General features: G+C 59.2%; 14 protein-coding genes. 11 read left to right on the forward strand and 3 right to left on the reverse strand.

The genetic code is table 11. The annotated features are described in order from the left end of the window. Nucleotide 1 precedes the first annotated feature (1 nt). Complete coding sequence (argS, locus tag ACA063_RS01800) at nt 2-1,738, reverse strand: arginine--tRNA ligase (RefSeq protein WP_497664556.1); 1,737 nt, start codon at nt 1,736-1,738, stop codon at nt 2-4. A 223-nt stretch (nt 1,739-1,961) separates the two neighbouring features. Then, on the reverse strand, nt 1,962-4,181 hold the full coding sequence (locus ACA063_RS01805; protein WP_497664557.1) for a primosomal protein N': 2,220 nt from the start codon (nt 4,179-4,181) through the stop codon (nt 1,962-1,964). Nucleotides 4,182-4,552: 371 nt separating this feature from the next. Here ACA063_RS01805 and rpmE point away from each other — a divergent pair, with 371 nt between their 5' ends. The 3 genes from rpmE to ACA063_RS01820 all read left to right on the forward strand — a co-directional run bounded on the left by rpmE (nt 4,553) and on the right by ACA063_RS01820 (nt 7,049). Beyond that, a complete protein-coding gene (gene rpmE / locus ACA063_RS01810; protein ID WP_008080648.1) occupies nt 4,553-4,783 on the forward strand; it encodes a 50S ribosomal protein L31 in 231 nt (76 codons plus the stop codon). Nucleotides 4,784-4,809: 26 nt separating this feature from the next. Then, entirely contained in the window at nt 4,810-5,598 is a 789-nt protein-coding gene (locus ACA063_RS01815) for a thermonuclease family protein (RefSeq protein WP_497666455.1), read from the forward strand. A gap of 182 nt (nt 5,599-5,780) precedes the next feature. Next, nucleotides 5,781-7,049 (forward strand): malic enzyme-like NAD(P)-binding protein, encoded by a 1,269-nt coding sequence (locus tag ACA063_RS01820; RefSeq protein ID WP_497664558.1) that lies wholly within the window; start codon nt 5,781-5,783, stop codon nt 7,047-7,049. Between the two features lie 248 nt (nt 7,050-7,297). Here ACA063_RS01820 and ACA063_RS01825 read toward each other — a convergent pair whose 3' ends face one another. Beyond that, entirely contained in the window at nt 7,298-9,739 is a 2,442-nt protein-coding gene (locus ACA063_RS01825) for a penicillin-binding protein 1A (RefSeq protein ID WP_497666456.1), read from the reverse strand. 219 nt (nt 9,740-9,958) lie between these two features. Between ACA063_RS01825 and ACA063_RS01830 the strand changes: the two genes are divergently transcribed. The 8 genes from ACA063_RS01830 (at nt 9,959) to ACA063_RS01865 (ending at nt 18,209) form a co-directional block, all read left to right on the forward strand. Further along, the gene (locus ACA063_RS01830) at nt 9,959-11,023 is read left to right on the forward strand and encodes a pilus assembly protein PilM (protein WP_497664559.1); all 1,065 of its coding nucleotides are present in this window, start codon (nt 9,959-9,961) and stop codon (nt 11,021-11,023) included. After that, nucleotides 11,023-11,589, forward strand: coding sequence for a PilN domain-containing protein (locus ACA063_RS01835; RefSeq protein WP_497664560.1), 567 nt, complete (start codon nt 11,023-11,025; stop codon nt 11,587-11,589). Before ACA063_RS01830 ends, ACA063_RS01835 begins: the two co-directional genes overlap by 1 nt. Further along, a complete protein-coding gene (gene pilO / locus ACA063_RS01840) occupies nt 11,586-12,209 on the forward strand; it encodes a type 4a pilus biogenesis protein PilO (protein WP_497664561.1) in 624 nt (207 codons plus the stop codon). The genes ACA063_RS01835 and pilO overlap by 4 nt, the downstream gene beginning before the upstream one ends. Beyond that, on the forward strand, nt 12,206-12,733 hold the full coding sequence (locus tag ACA063_RS01845; RefSeq protein ID WP_497664562.1) for a pilus assembly protein PilP: 528 nt from the start codon (nt 12,206-12,208) through the stop codon (nt 12,731-12,733). Before pilO ends, ACA063_RS01845 begins: the two co-directional genes overlap by 4 nt. Nucleotides 12,734-12,746: 13 nt before the next feature. Further along, on the forward strand, nt 12,747-14,837 hold the full coding sequence (locus tag ACA063_RS01850; protein WP_497664563.1) for a type IV pilus secretin PilQ: 2,091 nt from the start codon (nt 12,747-12,749) through the stop codon (nt 14,835-14,837). A 4-nt stretch (nt 14,838-14,841) separates the two neighbouring features. Beyond that, the gene (aroK, locus tag ACA063_RS01855) at nt 14,842-15,360 is read left to right on the forward strand and encodes a shikimate kinase AroK (RefSeq protein ID WP_032830073.1); all 519 of its coding nucleotides are present in this window, start codon (nt 14,842-14,844) and stop codon (nt 15,358-15,360) included. A gap of 151 nt (nt 15,361-15,511) precedes the next feature. Next, nucleotides 15,512-16,612 carry a 3-dehydroquinate synthase gene (aroB, locus tag ACA063_RS01860; RefSeq protein WP_497666457.1) on the forward strand — a complete coding sequence of 367 codons (1,101 nt, stop codon included), beginning with the start codon at nt 15,512-15,514 and terminating at the stop codon, nt 16,610-16,612. Between the two features lie 10 nt (nt 16,613-16,622). Further along, the gene (locus ACA063_RS01865; RefSeq protein WP_194691665.1) at nt 16,623-18,209 is read left to right on the forward strand and encodes an AAA family ATPase; all 1,587 of its coding nucleotides are present in this window, start codon (nt 16,623-16,625) and stop codon (nt 18,207-18,209) included. Nucleotides 18,210-18,548: the final 339 nt, after the last annotated feature.

Raw genomic sequence — 18,548 nt, forward strand, 5'->3', positions numbered from 1 at the left:
CTTACATACGCTCCAGTGTTTCCAGACCCAAGAGTTCCAGGCCTTGCTTGAGAGTGCGGCCGGTCAGCGCGGCGAGGCGCAGGCGGCTCTGCATTTGCGCCGGGGTGTCGGCGCTGAGGATCGGGCAGTTCTCGTAGAAGCTGGAGAACAAGCCCGCCACATCGTACAGGTACGTGCACAGAATGTGCGGCGTGCCTTTGTCGGAAACGTTGTTCAGGACTTCACCGAACTGCGCCAGTTTGGCAGCCAGCTCGTGCTCGTGCGCCGCTTCCAGAACGATCTGGCCTTCGACTTCGCTGAAATCCTTGCCGAGTTTGCGGAACACGCCGGCCACACGGGTGTAGGCGTACAGCAGATACGGCGCAGTGTTGCCTTCGAAATTCAGCATCAGATCGAAGTTGAAGCTGTAATCGCTGGTGCGGTGCTTGGACAGGTCGGCGTATTTGACCGCGCCTATGCCCACGACCTTGGCGATGTTGCGCAGCTCGGCTTCAGCCAGCTCGGGATTCTTGTCCTTGACCAGCGTGTAGGCGCGCTCCTGGGCTTCGATCAGCAGGTCGATCAGCTTCACGGTGCCGCCATCACGGGTCTTGAACGGACGGCCGTCAGCGCCGTTCATGGTGCCAAAACCCATGTGTTCCATTTCCATCGGGTGCGTCACGAAGCCTGCCTTGCGGGCCACGGCGAACACCTGCTGGAAGTGCAGGGCCTGGCGCTGATCGACAAAATACAGCGCGCGATCGGCTTTCAGTACGTTGCTGCGATAGCGCACGGCAGCCAGGTCGGTAGTCGCGTAGAGGTAGCCACCGTCGGCCTTGACGATGATCACCGGCAGCGGGTCGCCATCGGCATTCTTGAACTCGTCGAGGAACACGCACTGGGCGCCATTGCTTTCGACCAGCATGCCGGCGGCCTTCAGGTCGTTGACCACGTTGATCAGGTCGTCGTTGTAGGCGCTTTCACCCATCACGTCGGCCATGGTCAGCTTGACGTTCAACAGCTCGTAGATTTTCTGGCAGTGGGACAGCGAGATGTCCTTGAACTTGGTCCACAGCGCCAGGCAGTCCGGGTCGCCGGCTTGCAGCTTGACCACCAGACCACGGGCACGGTCGGCGAACTCTTCGGATTCGTCGAAGCGTTGCTTGGCCGCACGGTAGAAGTTTTCCAGGTCCGACAGCTCGTCACTGGTGATCGGGTTTTCCTGGAGATAAGCCATCAGCATGCCGAACTGGGTGCCCCAGTCGCCGACGTGGTTCTGACGGATCACGGTGTCGCCGAGAAACTCCAGTACGCGGGCTACGCCATCGCCAATGATGGTCGAGCGCAAATGGCCGACGTGCATTTCTTTGGCGAGGTTGGGGGCGGACAGGTCGACCACGGTACGCTGGGCCGGGCCGGCCTTGCGCACGCCGATGTGTTCGTCGGCCAGTGCGGCGTCCAGGCGAGCGGCCAGGGCTTGCGTGTTCTGGAAAAAATTCAGGAAGCCTGGGCCGGCGATTTCGGTCTTGGTGACGTTCTCGTCAGCCGGCAGCGCGGCGATGATTTTTTCGGCCAGGTCGCGCGGCTTCATGCCGGCCGGTTTGGCGAGCATCATCGCGATATTGCTGGCGAAATCGCCGTTCTTCTTGTCTCGGGAGTTTTCCACCTGGATCGCCGGCGACAGGCCTTCAGGCAACACACCTTCGTTGACGAGTTGGGTGATGGCTTGTTGGATCAGCTGACGAATGGTGTCTTTCATGGGGCTCTCTTTCGACCGCAAGCGCGGCGGCGCCTGGATGCGCGGGTGGAAAAACTGGGCATTATCCGTGGCGGAGACGGGCTTGCCAACTATAGCGGGCAGGTTATGGATATGTGGTGACTATTAAGGCCTCTTCGCGAGCAGGCTCGCTCCCACATTGAAACTACGGCGTCTGGCTCGGAACCCTGTGGGAGCGAGCCTGCTCGCGATAGCAATCTCACTATCAATACAGATCGACGGGATCAACATCCAGTGACCAGCGAACCGCCCGCCCGCTCGGCATCTGCTCCAACACCAGCAACCAATTGCTGAGTAATCGATGCAGCGGCGCCCGCGCTGTCGCCTGCAACAGCAGCTGCGCGCGATAGCGCCCGGCCCGACGTTCCATGGGAGCCGGCACTGGCCCAAGCAGCTCAATTCCGGTCAGATTCTGTTCGGCCAGCAACCTTTCGGCCTCGCTGCAGGCCTCATCGAGAAACCCCTCAGCCTGTCCTGGCTTGTGCGCTTCAGCCCGCAGCAGCGCCAAATGCGCAAATGGCGGCAAACCCGCCGATCGACGCTCGCTGAGCGCCTGTTCGGCAAAGGCGAAATAACCCTGCTCGGTCAGTTGCACCAGCAGTGGATGATCAGCCAGGTGCGTCTGGATAATCACTCGTCCCGGCTCTTCAGCCCGGCCCGCGCGGCCAGCCACCTGAACAATCAATTGCGCCATGCGCTCACTGGCGCGGAAGTCGCCGGAGAACAGCCCGCCATCGGCATCCAGGATCGACACCAGGGTCACCCGAGGGAAATGGTGCCCTTTTGCAAGCATCTGCGTGCCCACCAAAATGCATGGATGGCCCTTCTGGATGGTTGCGAACAACTGATTCATCGCATCTTTGCGCGACGTGCTATCGCGATCCACCCGCAGTACCGGCACGTCCGGAAACAGAATCGCCAGCCGCTCTTCGGCACGCTCGGTGCCGGCTCCCACGGGCCGCAAGTCGACTTTGCCGCACTTCGGACAATGCCGGGGCACACGCTCAACGTAGCCGCAATGGTGGCAGCGCAGCTCGCCGGAACGCTGGTGCACGGTCATTCGCGCATCACAGCGCTGGCATTCGGACATCCAGCCGCAATCGTGGCACAGCAGTGTCGGGGCAAATCCGCGGCGGTTGAGGAACACAAGCACTTGTTGCCCCGCCGCAAGCGTCTGGCCGATGGCCTGCTGCATCGGCCCGGAAATACCACTGTCCAGTGGACGACTTTTTACGTCCAGGCGCAGGAAACGTGGCTGCTTGGCACCGCCAGCTCGCTCGTTCAGGCGCAGGAGCCCGTACCGGCCGGTGTAGGCGTTGTGCAGGCTTTCCAGGGAGGGCGTCGCGGAGCCGAGGACAATCGGGATGTTTTCCTGCCGCGCGCGCACCAGCGCCAGATCGCGGGCGTGGTAGCGCAGGCCTTCCTGCTGTTTGTACGAACCGTCGTGTTCTTCGTCGATGATGATCAGGCCGGGGTTTTTCATCGGCGTGAACAATGCTGAGCGCGTGCCGATAATGATGTCGGCGTCGCCATCGCGGGCGGCGAGCCAGGCTTCAAGGCGCTCGCGGTCGTTCACGGCCGAGTGGATCAGCGCAATGCGCGCATTGAAGCGCTGTTCAAAGCGCGCCAGCGTTTGCGGGCCAAGGTTGATCTCTGGAATCAGTACCAGTGCCTGCTTGCCGGCCTCGAGGGTTTCGCGAATCAGTTGTAAATAGACCTCTGTCTTGCCGCTGCCTGTCACGCCGGCGAGCAGGAAAGCGTGATAACTGTCGAACCCGGCACGAATGGCCTCGTATGCAGCGCGTTGTTCGGGATTGAGGGGCAATTCTGGCTGAGCCAGCCAGTGCTCATGCCGCGCGCCGGGGGCGTGCTTGCGGATCTCTACCTGCACCAGGCCCTTGGCCAGCAGCAAGTCCAGGCTGTCTTTGCTCAGCATCAGCTTGCTCAGCAACTGATGGGCGACGCCGTGGGGATGCTGGGCAAGGGTTGCCAGCGCTTCACGCTGGCGCGGGGCGCGAGCGATGCGCGGGTCATCGAGGCTGGCGCCGGGCGCGGCGGACCAGAAGCGCTCCTGGCGCGCTTCAGCCAGCTCACCCTGCCGCAGAAGTACCGGCAGCGCCCAGCTCAAGGTGTCGCCGAGGCTGTGTTGGTAGTACTGAGAGGTCCACAGGCACAACTTGAACAAGGCCGGAGGCAGCGGCGGTGTGGCGTCGAGCAGGGCGATGGCCGGCTTGAGCTTTTCCACTGGCACTTCGCTGGTGTCGGTGACCTCTACCAGAATCCCGATCATCTCCCGGCGGCCAAACGGTACCCGCAAACGCATGCCCGGTTGCAGCTGGGCACGCAGGACCCCGGCTGGAGCACGGTAATCGAACAGGCGGCGCAGCGGCGAGGGCAGGGCGAGGCGCAAAATGGCGTCGGGCACGCGGAGGATTCTCGATAAGCAGCTAATAACAGCAGGGTCTTACAAGACCTGAAGGCGCAAACTGTGGCGAGGGGATTTATCGGAATGCCGCACCACCCCGTTCGGCTGCGAAGCAGTCGCAAACCCGGTGAGCACGGTTCTTCTGAAGCACCGTAATCACAGATTCAGGGCCGCTTTGCGACCCAATGGGGATAAATCCCCTCGCCACAGTTTGCTCCCAAAGGGACGGTATTAGGGTCGGGAGCCTAGCAGACGGTCGGTAGAAGCGACAGCTTGCGCGATTATCATTGTCTGGTAGAATCCGCGGCCTAATTATGTGCGGTATTCAACAATAGTGTTGAGTGGCGGCACACTAGCCTGAGGAATACACCATGAAAGCCGATATCCATCCAGCATACGAAACCATCGAAGTAACTTGCAGCTGCGGTAACAAGTTCGAAACTCGTTCGAACCTGTGCAAGCCACTGGGTACTGACGTATGCAACGAGTGCCACCCGTTCTACACCGGTAAGCAGAAGACTCTGGATACTGGCGGCCGTGTACAGCGCTTCGCAGACCGTTTCGGTGCTTTCGGCAAGAAAGCTCCAGCTGCTGCAGAGTAAGGTTGAAGAGCCCCTTGGGCTTTTCCTTGCTGTTGAAAAAGGCGTCCCTTGCGGGCGCCTTTTTTGTGTCCGCGATTTGGTTCCCGGCTGCCCAGGCTTATTGCCCGGCGCCAAGCGGCCTGACGTCCGTCAAGGTACAGCGGGTGGTGGATGGCGACACATTACGGCTCAGCGATGGCCGCAGCGTGCGAATGATCGGTTTGAATACGCCGGAGCTGGGCAAGAAGGGCCGAACAGACGAGCCGTTCGCTGTTGCAGCGCGCAAACGCCTGGAATCCCTGGTGGCAGCCAGCGACGGACAGCTCGGTCTGCTTCCTGGTAAAGAGAGCAAAGATCGCTACGGCCGCACTCTGGCCCACCTCTATGGCGCTGATGGTGCCAACCTGGAAGCGCAGATGCTTGCCGAAGGTCTGGGTTTCCAGGTGGCTGTGGCGCCGAATGTCGACCTGGCCAAGTGTCAGCAAGCGGCTGAGCGCATTGCACGTCAGGCCAGGCTGGGGATATGGCGCCAGTCACCGGTACTCAAAGTTGAGCAAATCAACACTTCAGGGTTTGCGGTTGTCAGCGGCCGCGTGACCAAGGTGCAGCGTAATCGTGGCGGAGTCTGGATCGAGTTGCAGGATTCGGTTGTATTGCGCGTTGCACCCAATCTGCTGAAGCAGTTCGATGTGGCGTCTCTGGAAAAACTGAAAGGCAGGCAAATCGAGGCGCGTGGCTGGGTGCTCGACCGTTCGCGACGTGGTGGGTTGAAAGAAGGCCAGGCGCGTTGGTTGTTGCCGCTGACGGACCCCGTCATGCTATGGACAACTCCATAAGAAAAAATTGTAGACATTTTTTAAGTGGATTGTGAACAGTCTATCCCTTGTGTTCCGCGGCTCTTGGCCCAAAGTCGTAGGGCCGGGCGCTTGACAGGGGTGACTGGTCAGTCTTGTGGGGACTTTGCGAGGCGCGTATCCTCGCTGACCAGTCTGTCCAACAGTAAAAGCGGAATGCCCCCATGTCTGATTTGAAAACTGCCGCTCTCGAATATCATGCCCATCCTCGTCCAGGTAAGCTGAGCGTCGAGCTCACCAAGGCCACCGCTACTGCCCGCGACCTGTCGCTGGCATACAGCCCCGGCGTAGCCGAACCAGTACGCGAAATTGCTCGCGATCCTGAGCTGGCCTACAAATACACCGGTAAAGGCAACCTGGTTGCAGTCATTTCCGATGGCACCGCGATTCTTGGCCTGGGTAACCTCGGTCCATTGGCGTCCAAGCCAGTCATGGAAGGTAAAGGCGTGCTGTTCAAGCGCTTTGCCGGCATCGACGTTTTCGACATCGAAGTCGACTCCGAAAGTCCGCAAGCCTTCATCGACACCGTCAAGCGTATCTCCATCACCTTCGGTGGCATCAACCTGGAAGACATCAAGGCACCTGAGTGCTTTGAGATCGAACGCGCTCTGATCGAACAGTGCGACATTCCGGTATTCCACGATGACCAGCACGGCACCGCTATCGTGACCGCGGCCGGCATGATCAACGCCCTGGAAATCGCTGGCAAAACCCTGTCTGACGCCAAGATCGTCTGCCTGGGTGCCGGTGCAGCTGCCATCTCCTGCATGAAATTGCTGGTGAGCATGGGCGCCAACATCGAAAACATCTTCATGGTTGACCGTACCGGCGTTATCCACTCCGGCCGTGACGACCTGAACCAGTACAAGGCTGTGTTCGCTCACGCGACCGAGAAGCGCACCCTGGCTGACGCACTGACCGGTGCTGACGTGTTCGTTGGCCTGTCCGGCCCGAACCTGCTGAGCGCTGAAGGCCTGCTGTCGATGGCGCCTAACCCGATCGTGTTCGCGTGCTCCAACCCGGATCCGGAAATCTCCCCGGAACTGGCGCACGCCACCCGTAACGACGTGATCATGGCCACCGGCCGTTCGGACTACCCGAACCAGGTCAACAACGTACTGGGCTTCCCGTTCATCTTCCGCGGTGCCCTGGACGTTCGCGCCAAGCGCATCAACGAAGAAATGAAAGTGGCTGCTGCCAACGCCCTGCGTGAACTGGCCAAACTGCCAGTACCTCAGGAAGTGTGCGACGCCTACGGCGGCATCAAGCTGGAATTCGGTCGTGAGTACATCATCCCGAAACCAATGGATGCGCGTTTGATCACCGTGATCTCCGATGCCGTGGCTAAAGCCGCCATCGAGACCGGTGTTGCAACCCTGCCGTATCCGAAGAACTACCCGCTGAAAAGCGTGGATGACGTGTTCAACGGCTAAGCCGTTGTAACGCTTCAAGCAAAAAAGCCCCGGCTCTTGTGAGTCGGGGCTTTTTTTTGCCTGCGATCCCTTGTAGGAGCTGTCGAGTGAAACGAGGCTGCGATCTTTTGATCCTGTTTTTCAGGAGTAAGGTCAAAAGATCGCAGCCTCGTTTCACTCGACAGCTCCTACAGGTGCCGGGTTATTTCGGAAACAAAAAAGCCCCGCTCTTCTTTCGAAGGCGGGGCTTTTCGCATTGCGCTACCCGATCAGAACAAATCGATCGGCGCTGCTTCATCGGCCGGCAGCGGGCTGCCCGGCGCATTGCCGTTGCCCAGCTCGCTGGCCGTAGGAGGCGTGTCCTCGGCCTTGAACAGCTCGAAGTAGGCGCCAGGGGTGCCAGGAGAGGCCGCGCGGCCGCTGACCGGGTCTACCCGCAGGCTCAGGATACCTTCCGGCTCTGGTAGCGTGTGCGGCGGCTTGTCCTTGAGGGCAGCGGCCATGTAGTTCATCCAGATCGGCAGTGCCACGGTGCCACCGAACTCCTTGCGACCCAGGCTCTCAGGCTGGTCGAAGCCGGTCCAGACGGTCGTCACGTAATCGGCGTTGTAGCCGGAGAACCAGGCGTCTTTGGATTCGTTGGTCGTGCCTGTCTTGCCCGCAATGTCAGGACGGCCCAGCGCCAGTGCGCGACGTCCGGTACCGAGCTTGATCACGTCCTCAAGCATGCTGTTGAGGATGTAAGTGGTGCGGCCATCGACAATGCGTTCGGCTACGGCAGGTGCTTGAGTCGCTGGCGGCGCAGTTGAGGCGTCCTCCGGCGTCGCGTTGACCGTGAATGCGTTAGCCACCGGAGCGGCAGCAATGCCGTCACTGGCGACATTGCCTTTCGGAACGCTCGGCGGGTTGGCGACGAACAGCGTATCGCCGTTGCGGCTTTCAATCTTGTCGATGATGTACGGCGTGATTTTGTAGCCGCCGTTGGCAAACGTGCTCCAGCCCGTGGCGATTTCCATCGGTGTCAGGGTCGCGGTGCCCAACGCCAGGGACAGGTTGCGCGGCAGATCCTGCTTGTTGAAGCCGAATTTGCTGATGTAGTCGATGGTGCGATCGACGCCCAAGGCCTGTACCAGGCGAATCGAAACCAGGTTGCGCGACTTGTACAGCCCTTCACGCAGACGGATTGGACCGAGGAAGGTGTTGGTGTCGTTCTTCGGGCGCCAGACCTTGTCCAGGTACTCGTCGACAAACACGATCGGCGCGTCGTTCACCAGGCTGGCGGCGGTGTAGCCATTGTCCAGTGCAGCACTGTAAACGAACGGTTTGAAGCTCGAACCCGGCTGGCGCTTGGCCTGCAGGGCGCGGTTGTAGTTACTTTGTTCGAAGGCGAACCCACCGACCAGCGAGCGAATGGCCCCGTTCTGTGGGTCCAGAGAAACCAATGCGCCTTGAGCCTGCGGGATCTGGCTGAACTTCAGCGAATTGTCCGGCTGGCGCTGCACGCGAATCAGGTCGCCGACCTGCGCAACATCCGCCGGCTGCTTGGGATTGGGGCCCATGCTGTTGGTGTTCAGGAAGGGGCGAGCCCATTTCATTGTGTCCCAGCTGACGTGTTCGTCACCGGTGCGCGTCATCACCTGCAGGCCGTTCTTGTCGACCAGAGTAACGATGGCGGGCTCGAGGCTGCTGATGGTGCGTTGCTTGGTCAGCTCGGTTGCCCAGGCTTCGCGAGTCTTGCCCGGCAGACGCGATTCAGGGCCACGGTAGCCGTGACGCTGATCGTAGGTCATCAGGCCTTCGTGCAGGGCGGTGTTGGCCATTTCCTGCAGATTGCTTGGGATCGTGGTAGTTACGCGAAAGCCTTCGGTGTAGGCATCACTGCCATAGCGGCCGACCATTTCGGCGCGGGCCATTTCAGCGATGTAGGGTGCGTTCACTTCCGGGGTTGGCACGTGGTAGCTGGCGTTCAGCGGCTCGTTGATCGCGGTGGTGTAGTCGGCTTCGGTGATCTTGCCCAGCTTGTACATGCGCCCGAGGATCCAGTCGCGACGTTCCTTGCTACGAGCCGGGTTGGCCAGCGGGTTGAAGCGCGACGGGGCTTTCGGCAGGCCGGCAATCATCGCCATCTGCGCAAGGCTCACGTCACGAATCGACTTGCCGTAGTAAACCTGTGCGGCGGCTTCGATACCGTAGGCACGGTTGCCGAGGTAGATCTTGTTGACATACAACTCAAGGATCTCGTCCTTGGTCAGCTGCCTTTCGATCTGCAAGGCCAGGAGAATTTCAGTGGTCTTGCGGGAGAAGCTGCGTTCGCTGGTCAGGAAGAAGTTCTTCGCCACCTGCATGGTGATGGTGCTGCCGCCGGACTGGATGTGACCGCTTTTAACCAGCTGAGAGGCGGCACGCATCAAGCTGCCAGGGTCGACGCCGTAGTGGTTGGCAAAATTGTCGTCTTCAGCACTTAGTAACGCATTAATGAAATTTGGCGGAATGTCGGCGAAGCGGATCGGAGTCCGGCGCATTTCGCCAAATTCTGCGATCAACTTGTCGTCGCTGCTGTATACCCGTAGAGGAATCTGCAACTGAATACTTCTCAGCGCCTCCACAGACGGCAATCCGGGACTAAGGTAAAGATAAGCGCCACTCAGACCCAGAAGCAGTCCGCAGAAAACGGCGACGATGGACCAACCGAAAAATTTCAGCAGACGAATCAAGGCTTTTGGATATCCAGGGCAAAGAATGAATTAGGCATCAGGGTTGACTGAACAGGAGCACACCCGAGCTTGAAGTAAAAAGCAGTAAAAAATCGCTGGGCATTATAAGCATTTTTCCGTCAGAGGCGTCATTTGCGCTTGCTGTCAAGACGGGCGGGTTGAACGCAATGGACATTACAGAGTCCGTAACTCACGGATAGTCATAGGGAATTGGTAGTGCTAGGACTCTTCAATAAAAAGGCCAATACGCTTCTGGGGATCGACATCAGCTCCACGTCAGTGAAGCTTCTGGAGTTAAGCCGTCAAGGCGAGCGCTATCGGGTCGAGGCATACGCTGTCGAACCTCTCCCTGCCAATGCTGTAATCGAGAAAAACATCGCTGAGCTCGAGGGTGTCGGGCAGGCATTGTCTCGCGTGCTGATCAAGGCCAAGACCAGCCTCAGGAATGTTGCGGTCGCGGTCGCCGGTTCAGCGGTGATCACCAAGACGATCGAAATGGATGCCGGGCTCTCCGATGAAGAAATGGAGAACCAGCTAAAGATCGAGGCAGATCAATACATCCCCTATCCGTTGGATGAAGTCGCCATCGACTTTGAAGTGCAGGGCGTTTCCGCGCGCAATCCTGAGCGGGTCTCTGTCCTGCTGGCCGCCTGTCGCAAAGAAAACGTCGAAGTGCGTGAAGCGGTGCTGGCCCTTGCCGGGCTGACGGCGCGAGTGGTCGATGTCGAGGCCTATGCGCTGGAACGTTCTTTCGGCCTGCTGACAGGCCAGCTGGCCGCTTCCCAGGAGCAATTGACCGTGGCTGTGGTCGACATTGGCGCGACGATGACGACCCTCAGCGTGCTGCGCAATGGACGAATTATTTACACCCGTGAGCAATTGTTCGGTGGTCGTCAGCTGACCGAAGAAATCCAGCGTCGCTACGGCATGAGCCTGGAGCAGGCAGGTTTGGCGAAGAAGCAGGGCGGTTTGCCGGACGATTACGTCAGCGAGGTATTGCAACCGTTTCGTGATGCGCTGGTGCAGCAGGTTTCGCGTTCACTGCAGTTTTTCTTCGCCTCCGGGCAGTACAACTCGGTCGATCACATCCTCCTTGCCGGCGGGACTGCGTCGGTGCCGGGCCTTGATCGATTGATCGAGCAGCGATTGGCCACGCCCACCCAGGTTGCCAACCCGTTTTCCAGCATGACCCTGAGCAGCAAGGTCAACGCCGGTGCCCTGGCCAGTGATGCGCCGGCACTGATGATCGCCTGCGGTCTGGCGCTCAGGAGTTTCGACTGATGGCAAGGATCAATCTACTCCCCTGGCGTGAAGAACTGCGAGAAGAACGCCGCAAACGCTTCCTGTGGAGCCTTGTCGTTGTACTGGTGGGCTCTATAGGCGCAGTGCTGTTGGCGGATCAGGTGATCAATAGCGCCATCGATCGGCAACTTGCGCGTAATGACTACATCAGCAAGCAGATTGCCATTGTCGACGAACGCATCAAGCAGATCAGTGATCTCAAGGCTCGGCGCCAGCAATTGGTCGAGCGTATGCGCATCATTCAGGATCTGCAGGGTAACCGACCGATCAGTGGTCGGGTATTTGATCAGCTGGCTCGTACGTTGCCGGACGGGGTGTATTTCACCGAGGTGAAAATGGTCGGCAAGACCTTGTCTATCACCGGTGCGGCAGAATCCAACAATCGCGTGTCGGACCTGATGCGTAATCTCGATGCCTCCGACTGGTTCGATGCACCCAGCCTCACCGAGGTCAAGGCGAACACTGCAGGTCAGTTGGACCAGGCGAATGTCTTTCAGTTGACGGTTCGTCAGACTCAGCCGGCGGTTGTGGAGGGCGACCGATGAGCCCATCCGAATGGTTCGCCGGGTTACGCAATATCGATATCAACGACCTCGATACCAACAACATGGGCTCCTGGCCACCGGCCATTAAAGCGGTGGCAGGTGCTCTGCTGATGGTTCTGGTGCTGGCACTGGGTTACAACTTTTACATCAGCGATCTGGAAAGTCAGCTCGAGTCCAAACGCGAGGAAGAGTCGACGCTAAAGGAGCAGTTCGCGAGCAAAGCCCGCATGGCGGCGAATCTTGAGCTGTACACCCAGCAGATGAAGGAGATGGAAAACTCCTTTGGCGTGCTGTTGCGGCAATTGCCGAGCGACACTGAAGTCCCCGGCTTGCTGGAAGACATCACGCGCACGGGCCTCGGCAGCGGACTGGAGTTCGAAGAAATCAAGCTGTTGCCGGAGGTCACCCAGCCGTTCTACATCGAACTGCCGATCCAGATCACCGTCACCGGCGCCTATCACGACCTGGCCACATTTGTCAGCGGCGTGGCGGGATTGCCGCGAATTGTCACGCTGCATGACTTCGACATTGCCCCGGCGAATCCAGACGGCGGAACGAAGCTGCGCATGAGCATTCTGGCCAAGACATACCGCTACAACGACAAGGGGCTGCAAAAGTGAGCCCGATTCGTTGCTTATCAATGTTTGCCATGCTGCTCTGCCTGGCCGGTTGTGGCAGAGGCGATGACGTCAGCGATCTCGATGCCTACATGAACGAGGTCCGTCTGCGACCACCCGGCAAGATTGAACCCGCGCCGACGTTTCAGTCCTATCCGACGTTCACCTATAGCGCGGCCAATCTTCGCAGCCCGTTTTCCCGACAGGTCAGAATTGACCTGGCCGGCCAGAAGCACGGCTCGCGTAACGTCAAACCCGACCCCGCTCGGGTCAAGCAGTACCTCGAAGGTTTCAACATCGAGCAGTTTGAAATGGTCGGCACGATATCCAATGCAGGTGGCTCCTTCGCGCTGTTGCGCGGGGCAGGCGGAGTGCATCGGTTGAAAGTCGGCGATTATCTGGGACGTAACGATGGGCGAATCGTCGCCATCAGCGGCTCGCAAGTCGATGTGGTCGAAATTGTTCCCGATGGCGAAGGCGCCTGGTTGGAACGGCCCCGGACCATCCCTTTGAAAGAGCACTCATAGTGGGATTCGAACAATGAACAGGATTTTCTCAACCTTCGGTATTTCGCTATGGATAGCGTTGCTTTCGCCGATGGTTCAAGCCGCCAATCTCAAGGCACTCGATGTGGCTGCTCTGCCGGGAGACCGCGTCGAGTTGAAGCTGTCGTTCGATGGCGCGCCCCCGGCACCCAAGGGTTATACGACTGAGTCACCCGCACGGATTGCGCTGGACCTGCCCGGTGTCGCCAACAAGCTGACCAGCAAGACCCGTGACCTGGGCGGCGGCAATGCCCGTAGTGCGACAGTGGTGGAAACCACGGACCGTACGCGGCTCATCATCAATTTGACGCAGCTGACGCCTTACACGTCGCGGGTCGAAGGCAATAATCTGTTCGTAGTGGTGGGGCAAGGGGCGACTAAAGTGGCGTCGAAACCGGCGACCAGCGCACCGCGTGCCGCTACGCCGACCCCGGCTCCCGCGAAAACCTACGCACCTGTTGGCAAGGCCATCCGTGGCGTGGATTTCCAGCGCGGTACGCAAGGCGAGGGCAATGTCGTCATCGATCTTTCCGACCCGTCCATCGCCCCGGACATTCAGGAGCGTGACGGCAAGATCGTCCTCGGTTTCGCCAGAACCCAGCTTCCCGAGCCGTTGCGGGTTCGCCTGGACGTCAAGGATTTCGCAACGCCGGTACAGTTCGTCAACGCCAGCGCCACGGGTGATCGCGCCACAATCAGTATTGAACCCAGCGGCGCCTTTGATTATTCGACTTATCAGACCGATAACAAACTGACCGTCAGCATCCGGCCGATGACCGTGGACGACCTGCAAAAGCGTAATGCCGAGCGGTTCGCCTATACCGGTGAAAAGCTGTCGTTGAATTTCCAGGACATTGATGTGCGCTCGGTGCTGCAACTGATCGCCGATTTCACCAACCTCAATCTGGTGGCCAGTGACACGGTGCAGGGCGGTATTACCCTGCGCTTGCAGAATGTGCCGTGGGATCAGGCGCTGGACCTGGTGCTGAAAACCAAAGGGCTGGATAAACGCAAGATCGGCAACGTTCTGCTGGTCGCGCCAGCCGATGAAATCGCTGCCCGCGAGCGTCAGGAGCTGGAGTCGCAGAAGCAGATCGCCGAGTTGGCCCCTCTGCGTCGCGAGCTGTTGCAGGTCAATTACGCCAAGGCTGCCGATATCTCCAAGTTGTTCCAGTCGGTGACCAGTGCGGATGCCAAAATTGACGAACGGGGCTCGATCACGGTTGATGAGCGAACCAACAACATCATCGCCTATCAGACTCAGGAAAGACTCGACGAGCTGCGCCGTATCGTCGCGCAGCTCGATATTCCCGTGCGTCAGGTGATGATCGAGGCGCGGATCGTCGAAGCCAACGTCGACTACGACAAGAGCCTGGGCGTGCGCTGGGGCGGTTCGGTGCAGAACAAGGGCAACTGGAATACCTCTGGCGTGAGCAACAACGGCGCCAATGCGTCGTCGACCATCGGCACACCGGGCAGCACCAGCACCAATTCGCCGTTCGTCGACATGGGCGCCGCCGCTAATACTTCGGGTATCGGCATCGCCTTTATCACCGACAATGTTCTGCTCGATCTTGAACTCACGGCGATGGAGAAGACCGGTAACGGCGAAATCGTCTCGCAACCCAAGGTGGTCACGTCCGACAAGGAAACCGCCAAAATCCTCAAGGGCACCGAAATTCCCTATCAGGAAGCCAGCTCCAGCGGTGCGACGTCGGTGTCGTTCAAGGAAGCCTCGCTGTCACTGGAGGTGACGCCGCAGATCACGCCGGACAACCGGATCATCATGGAGGTCAAGGTCACCAAGGACGAGCCGGATTACCTGAACAAGGTGCAGGACGTACCGCCCATCAAGAAAAACGAAGTCAACGCCAAGGTGCTGGTTAACGACGGCGAGACCATCGTGATCGGTGGCGTTTTCTCAAATACTCAGAGCAAGGTTGTAGATAAGGTGCCATTTCTCGGCGATGTGCCGTATCTTGGCCGCCTTTTCCGGCGTGACGTGGTTTCGGAGAAAAAATCCGAGCTGTTGGTGTTTCTCACTCCGCGTATCATGAATAACCAGGCGATTGCTGTGAGTCGTTGATTCTGTGCGAAATTTGATTCTTGTAGGACCGATGGGCGCTGGAAAAAGCACCATCGGCCGGTTGCTGGCCAAAGAGCTGCGCCTGCCGTTCAAAGATTCCGATAAGGAAATTGAATTGCGCACGGGCGCCAATATCCCATGGATTTTTGATAAGGAAGGCGAACCGGGCTTTCGTGACCGCGAGCAGGCGATGATCGCCGAGCTGTGCGCGTGCGATGGCGTGGTGCTGGCGACCGGCGGCGGCGCAGTCATGCGTGAAGCCAATCGTCGGGCACTGCACGCCGGTGGTCGGGTGGTCTATCTGCATGCCTCGGTTGAGCAGCAGGTAGGGCGCACGGCTCGGGACCGCAATCGACCCTTGCTGCGCACCGCCGATCCAGCCAAAACTCTTCGGGATCTGCTGGCGATCCGCGACCCGCTTTATCGGGAGATTGCCGACCTCGTGGTGGAAACCGATGAGCGGCCGCCGCGGATGGTGGTGCTCGATATTCTCGAGCGCTTGCAGCAGCTACCTCCCCGTTAAAGCACGGCACGAAATGCGCTATCCTCGGCGTCCTGTCACGGCCGCTCACGTGTGTGGCGGATGGCTACAGAGCGGCGTCACACCAGCAGAGGCCGTGGACATTCGAAAACTCAAGGCAGGACGCCTGATTCCATCTTTACTGTGGGGACACATGCAGACACTCAAGGTCGATCTAGGCGAGCGCAGCTACCCGATTCATATTGGCGAAGGTTTGTTGGATCAGCCTGAGCTGCTGGTCCCGCATATTCGCGGGCGGCAAGTAGCGATTATCTCCAACGAGACTGTTGCGCCGCTCTATCTCGAACGTCTGACCCGCAGCCTTGCGCAGTTCTCGGTGATTTCCGTGGTGTTGCCCGACGGCGAGGCCTTCAAGACCTGGGAAACCCTGCAACTGATCTTCGACGGTCTGCTGACCGCACGGCACGACCGCCGCACCACAGTGATTGCCCTCGGTGGAGGAGTGATTGGTGACATGGCCGGTTTTGCGGCTGCCTGCTATCAGCGCGGTGTCGATTTCATTCAGGTCCCGACCACGCTGCTGTCGCAAGTCGATTCCTCGGTGGGCGGCAAGACCGGCATCAACCATCCATTGGGCAAGAACATGGTCGGCGCTTTCTATCAGCCGAACGTGGTCCTGATCGATACCACTTCGCTCAATACCCTTCCTGCGCGCGAACTCTCCGCCGGTCTGGCAGAAGTTATCAAATACGGGTTGATCTGCGACGAGCCGTTCCTGACCTGGCTTGAAGAAAACGTCGATCGACTGCGTGCCCTGGATCAGACCGCCCTGACTTACGCTATCCAGCGTTCCTGCGAGGCAAAAGCCGAAGTAGTCGGTGCCGACGAGAAGGAAACGGGTGTTCGTGCCACGTTGAATCTCGGCCACACCTTTGGCCACGCCATCGAAACCCATATGGGCTATGGTGTGTGGCTACATGGTGAAGCGGTCGCTGCTGGCACCGTAATGGCGTTGGAGATGTCTGCCCGCCTGGGCTGGATCAGCGAGCAAGAACGCGATCGTGGCATTCGTCTTTTCCAGCGCGCCGGTCTGCCGGTCATCCCGCCTGAGGAAATGACTGAAGCTGATTTTCTCGAACATATGGCAATTGACAAGAAAGTGATCGACGGTCGTTTGCGCCTGGTGCTGCTGCGCCACATGGGCGAAGCGGTGGTGACCGACGATTATCCGAAAGAGGTTCTACAGGCCACGCTGGGAGCGGATTACCGCGCCCTGGCTCAGCTTAAAGGTTAATAAGATCCCGATGACTAGTTTGCACGCCGACGAGGCTTTCCTCGGCCATTACCAGTTGAGTCACGACCCTTTTGCTCCTCGGGTGCCTGGCTTCAAATTCTTCCCGGCCCAGCGCAAACCGGTGCTGGGACAACTGCATCACCTGGCCCGCTACAGCCAGTTGCTGCTGGTGGTCACCGGCCCTCAAGGCAGTGGCAAGACCCTGTTGCGTCAGGCCCTGGTGGCCAGCACCAACAAGCAGTCAGTGCAGAGCGTGGTGGTTTCCGCCCGTGGCGCCGGCGATGCTGCGGGGGTGCTGCGTCAGGTGGCTCAAGCGCTTAACGTTGCTCAGCCTGAAATCAATGCGATTCTGGCCCAGGTGGTTCAGCTGGCACTCACCGGGCAGGAAGTCTACCTGCTGGTGGATGACGCCGAGCAGCTTGACGAATCCGCCCTGGAAGCCCTGCTGGCCCTGGCCGCTGGCGCCCCGGAAGGTCGTCCGCATGTGTTCCTGTTTGGCGAGTCTTCGCTGATTGCACAGCTCGATGAGTTGAGCCTCGAAGAAGAGCGGTTCCACGTCATCGAGTTGCAGCCTTACACCGAAGAAGAAACCCGTGAATATCTGGACCAGCGGCTTGAAGGCGCGGGTCGGGGTATCGAACTTTTCACCGCTAATCAGATCTCTGATATTCATGAAAGCTCCGACGGTTGGCCTGGCAACATCAACCAGGTTGCCCGCGATGCAATGATCGAAGCCATGATTGCCAGCCGCTCAGCGGTCAAGCGTCCAAGTATGGGGTTCACTATGCCGAAGAAACACGTATTGGCGATTTCCGCCGTAGTCGTGGTCGCGGTAGCGGCCGCCTGGTTGATGCCAGGTCGCAGCAAAGCACCAACCACAGGCGCTCCTGCCAACGAGCAAGCACAATTGCCGCTCGGCGAGGGCGCGCCACAAACCAACAGCAGCGGTAATCCTTCCGTTGAATTCGCGGGTAACTCGCAACCGATGCCATTGCCACTGGTCGGCAACTCGCAACCGGTCATGCGCGGTCCACTGGCCGAAGCGGCCGGCGGCATCACCGAAGGCGACGATGGCGTGCCGGTAGAAGGCTCCAGCGCTACCCCGCCGACCGTGACCACGACGGCGCCACCTGCTGGCATTCAGCCGGGCCCTGCGCCGACGCCAGCGGCCAAGCCTGCTCCGACTCAGATCGCAACTGCCAAGCCCGCTCCGGCACCTGTTGCCAAGCCCGCTCCAGCGCCAGCCAAACCTGCCGCCACTGCTGCTGCCAAACCTGCCGAAAAACCGGTGACTGTGGCCAAGGCCGCGGGTGGCACCTGGTACGCCGGTCAGGCTCCGGGTAATTACGTGGTGCAAATCCTCGGCACAAGCTCGGAAGCGTCCGCGCAAAACTTCGTGAAAGAGCAGGGCGGCGAGTACCGTTATTTCAAGAAAGTGCTCAACGGCAAGCCGCTTTACGTCATCACTTACGGTAACTTCGCCAACCGCGATGCAGCCCTTACCGCCATCAAGGCCTTGCCAGCGAAGGTTCAGGCTGGTAAACCTTGGCCTCGTACTGTCGCCAGCGTCCAACAAGAACTGGCAACAACTCGCTGAAGATTCGGCGGCCTTACCCAGGCCGCCTCTCCAAGCACCTCAAAATTCTACGAGTGCGCGCCGTCTCTACAGACCGCGTGCCTTGTGGTGTCTGCGTCACAGTAGTCTTTGAGTCGTAGCGGTCAACATTAAAAATGTTTTGACTAGCACAGCATATCGCTTTAAACCATTCACAAATGCGACATAGATTTACGACAGTTCGTCGTCAAATTTGTGAGCCCCTGTGTCGGTGTGTACAATGACCTCCCTTTTGCCCCCGCAAAGCTGGCGTACGTTCGGCGCGGATGGTAAGTGGTTGAATTGAAAAGAAATTTGCCTCGAAAAGAGGCAGCCTGGTGA

This window comes from Pseudomonas sp. LBUM1643, from assembly GCF_059716215.1.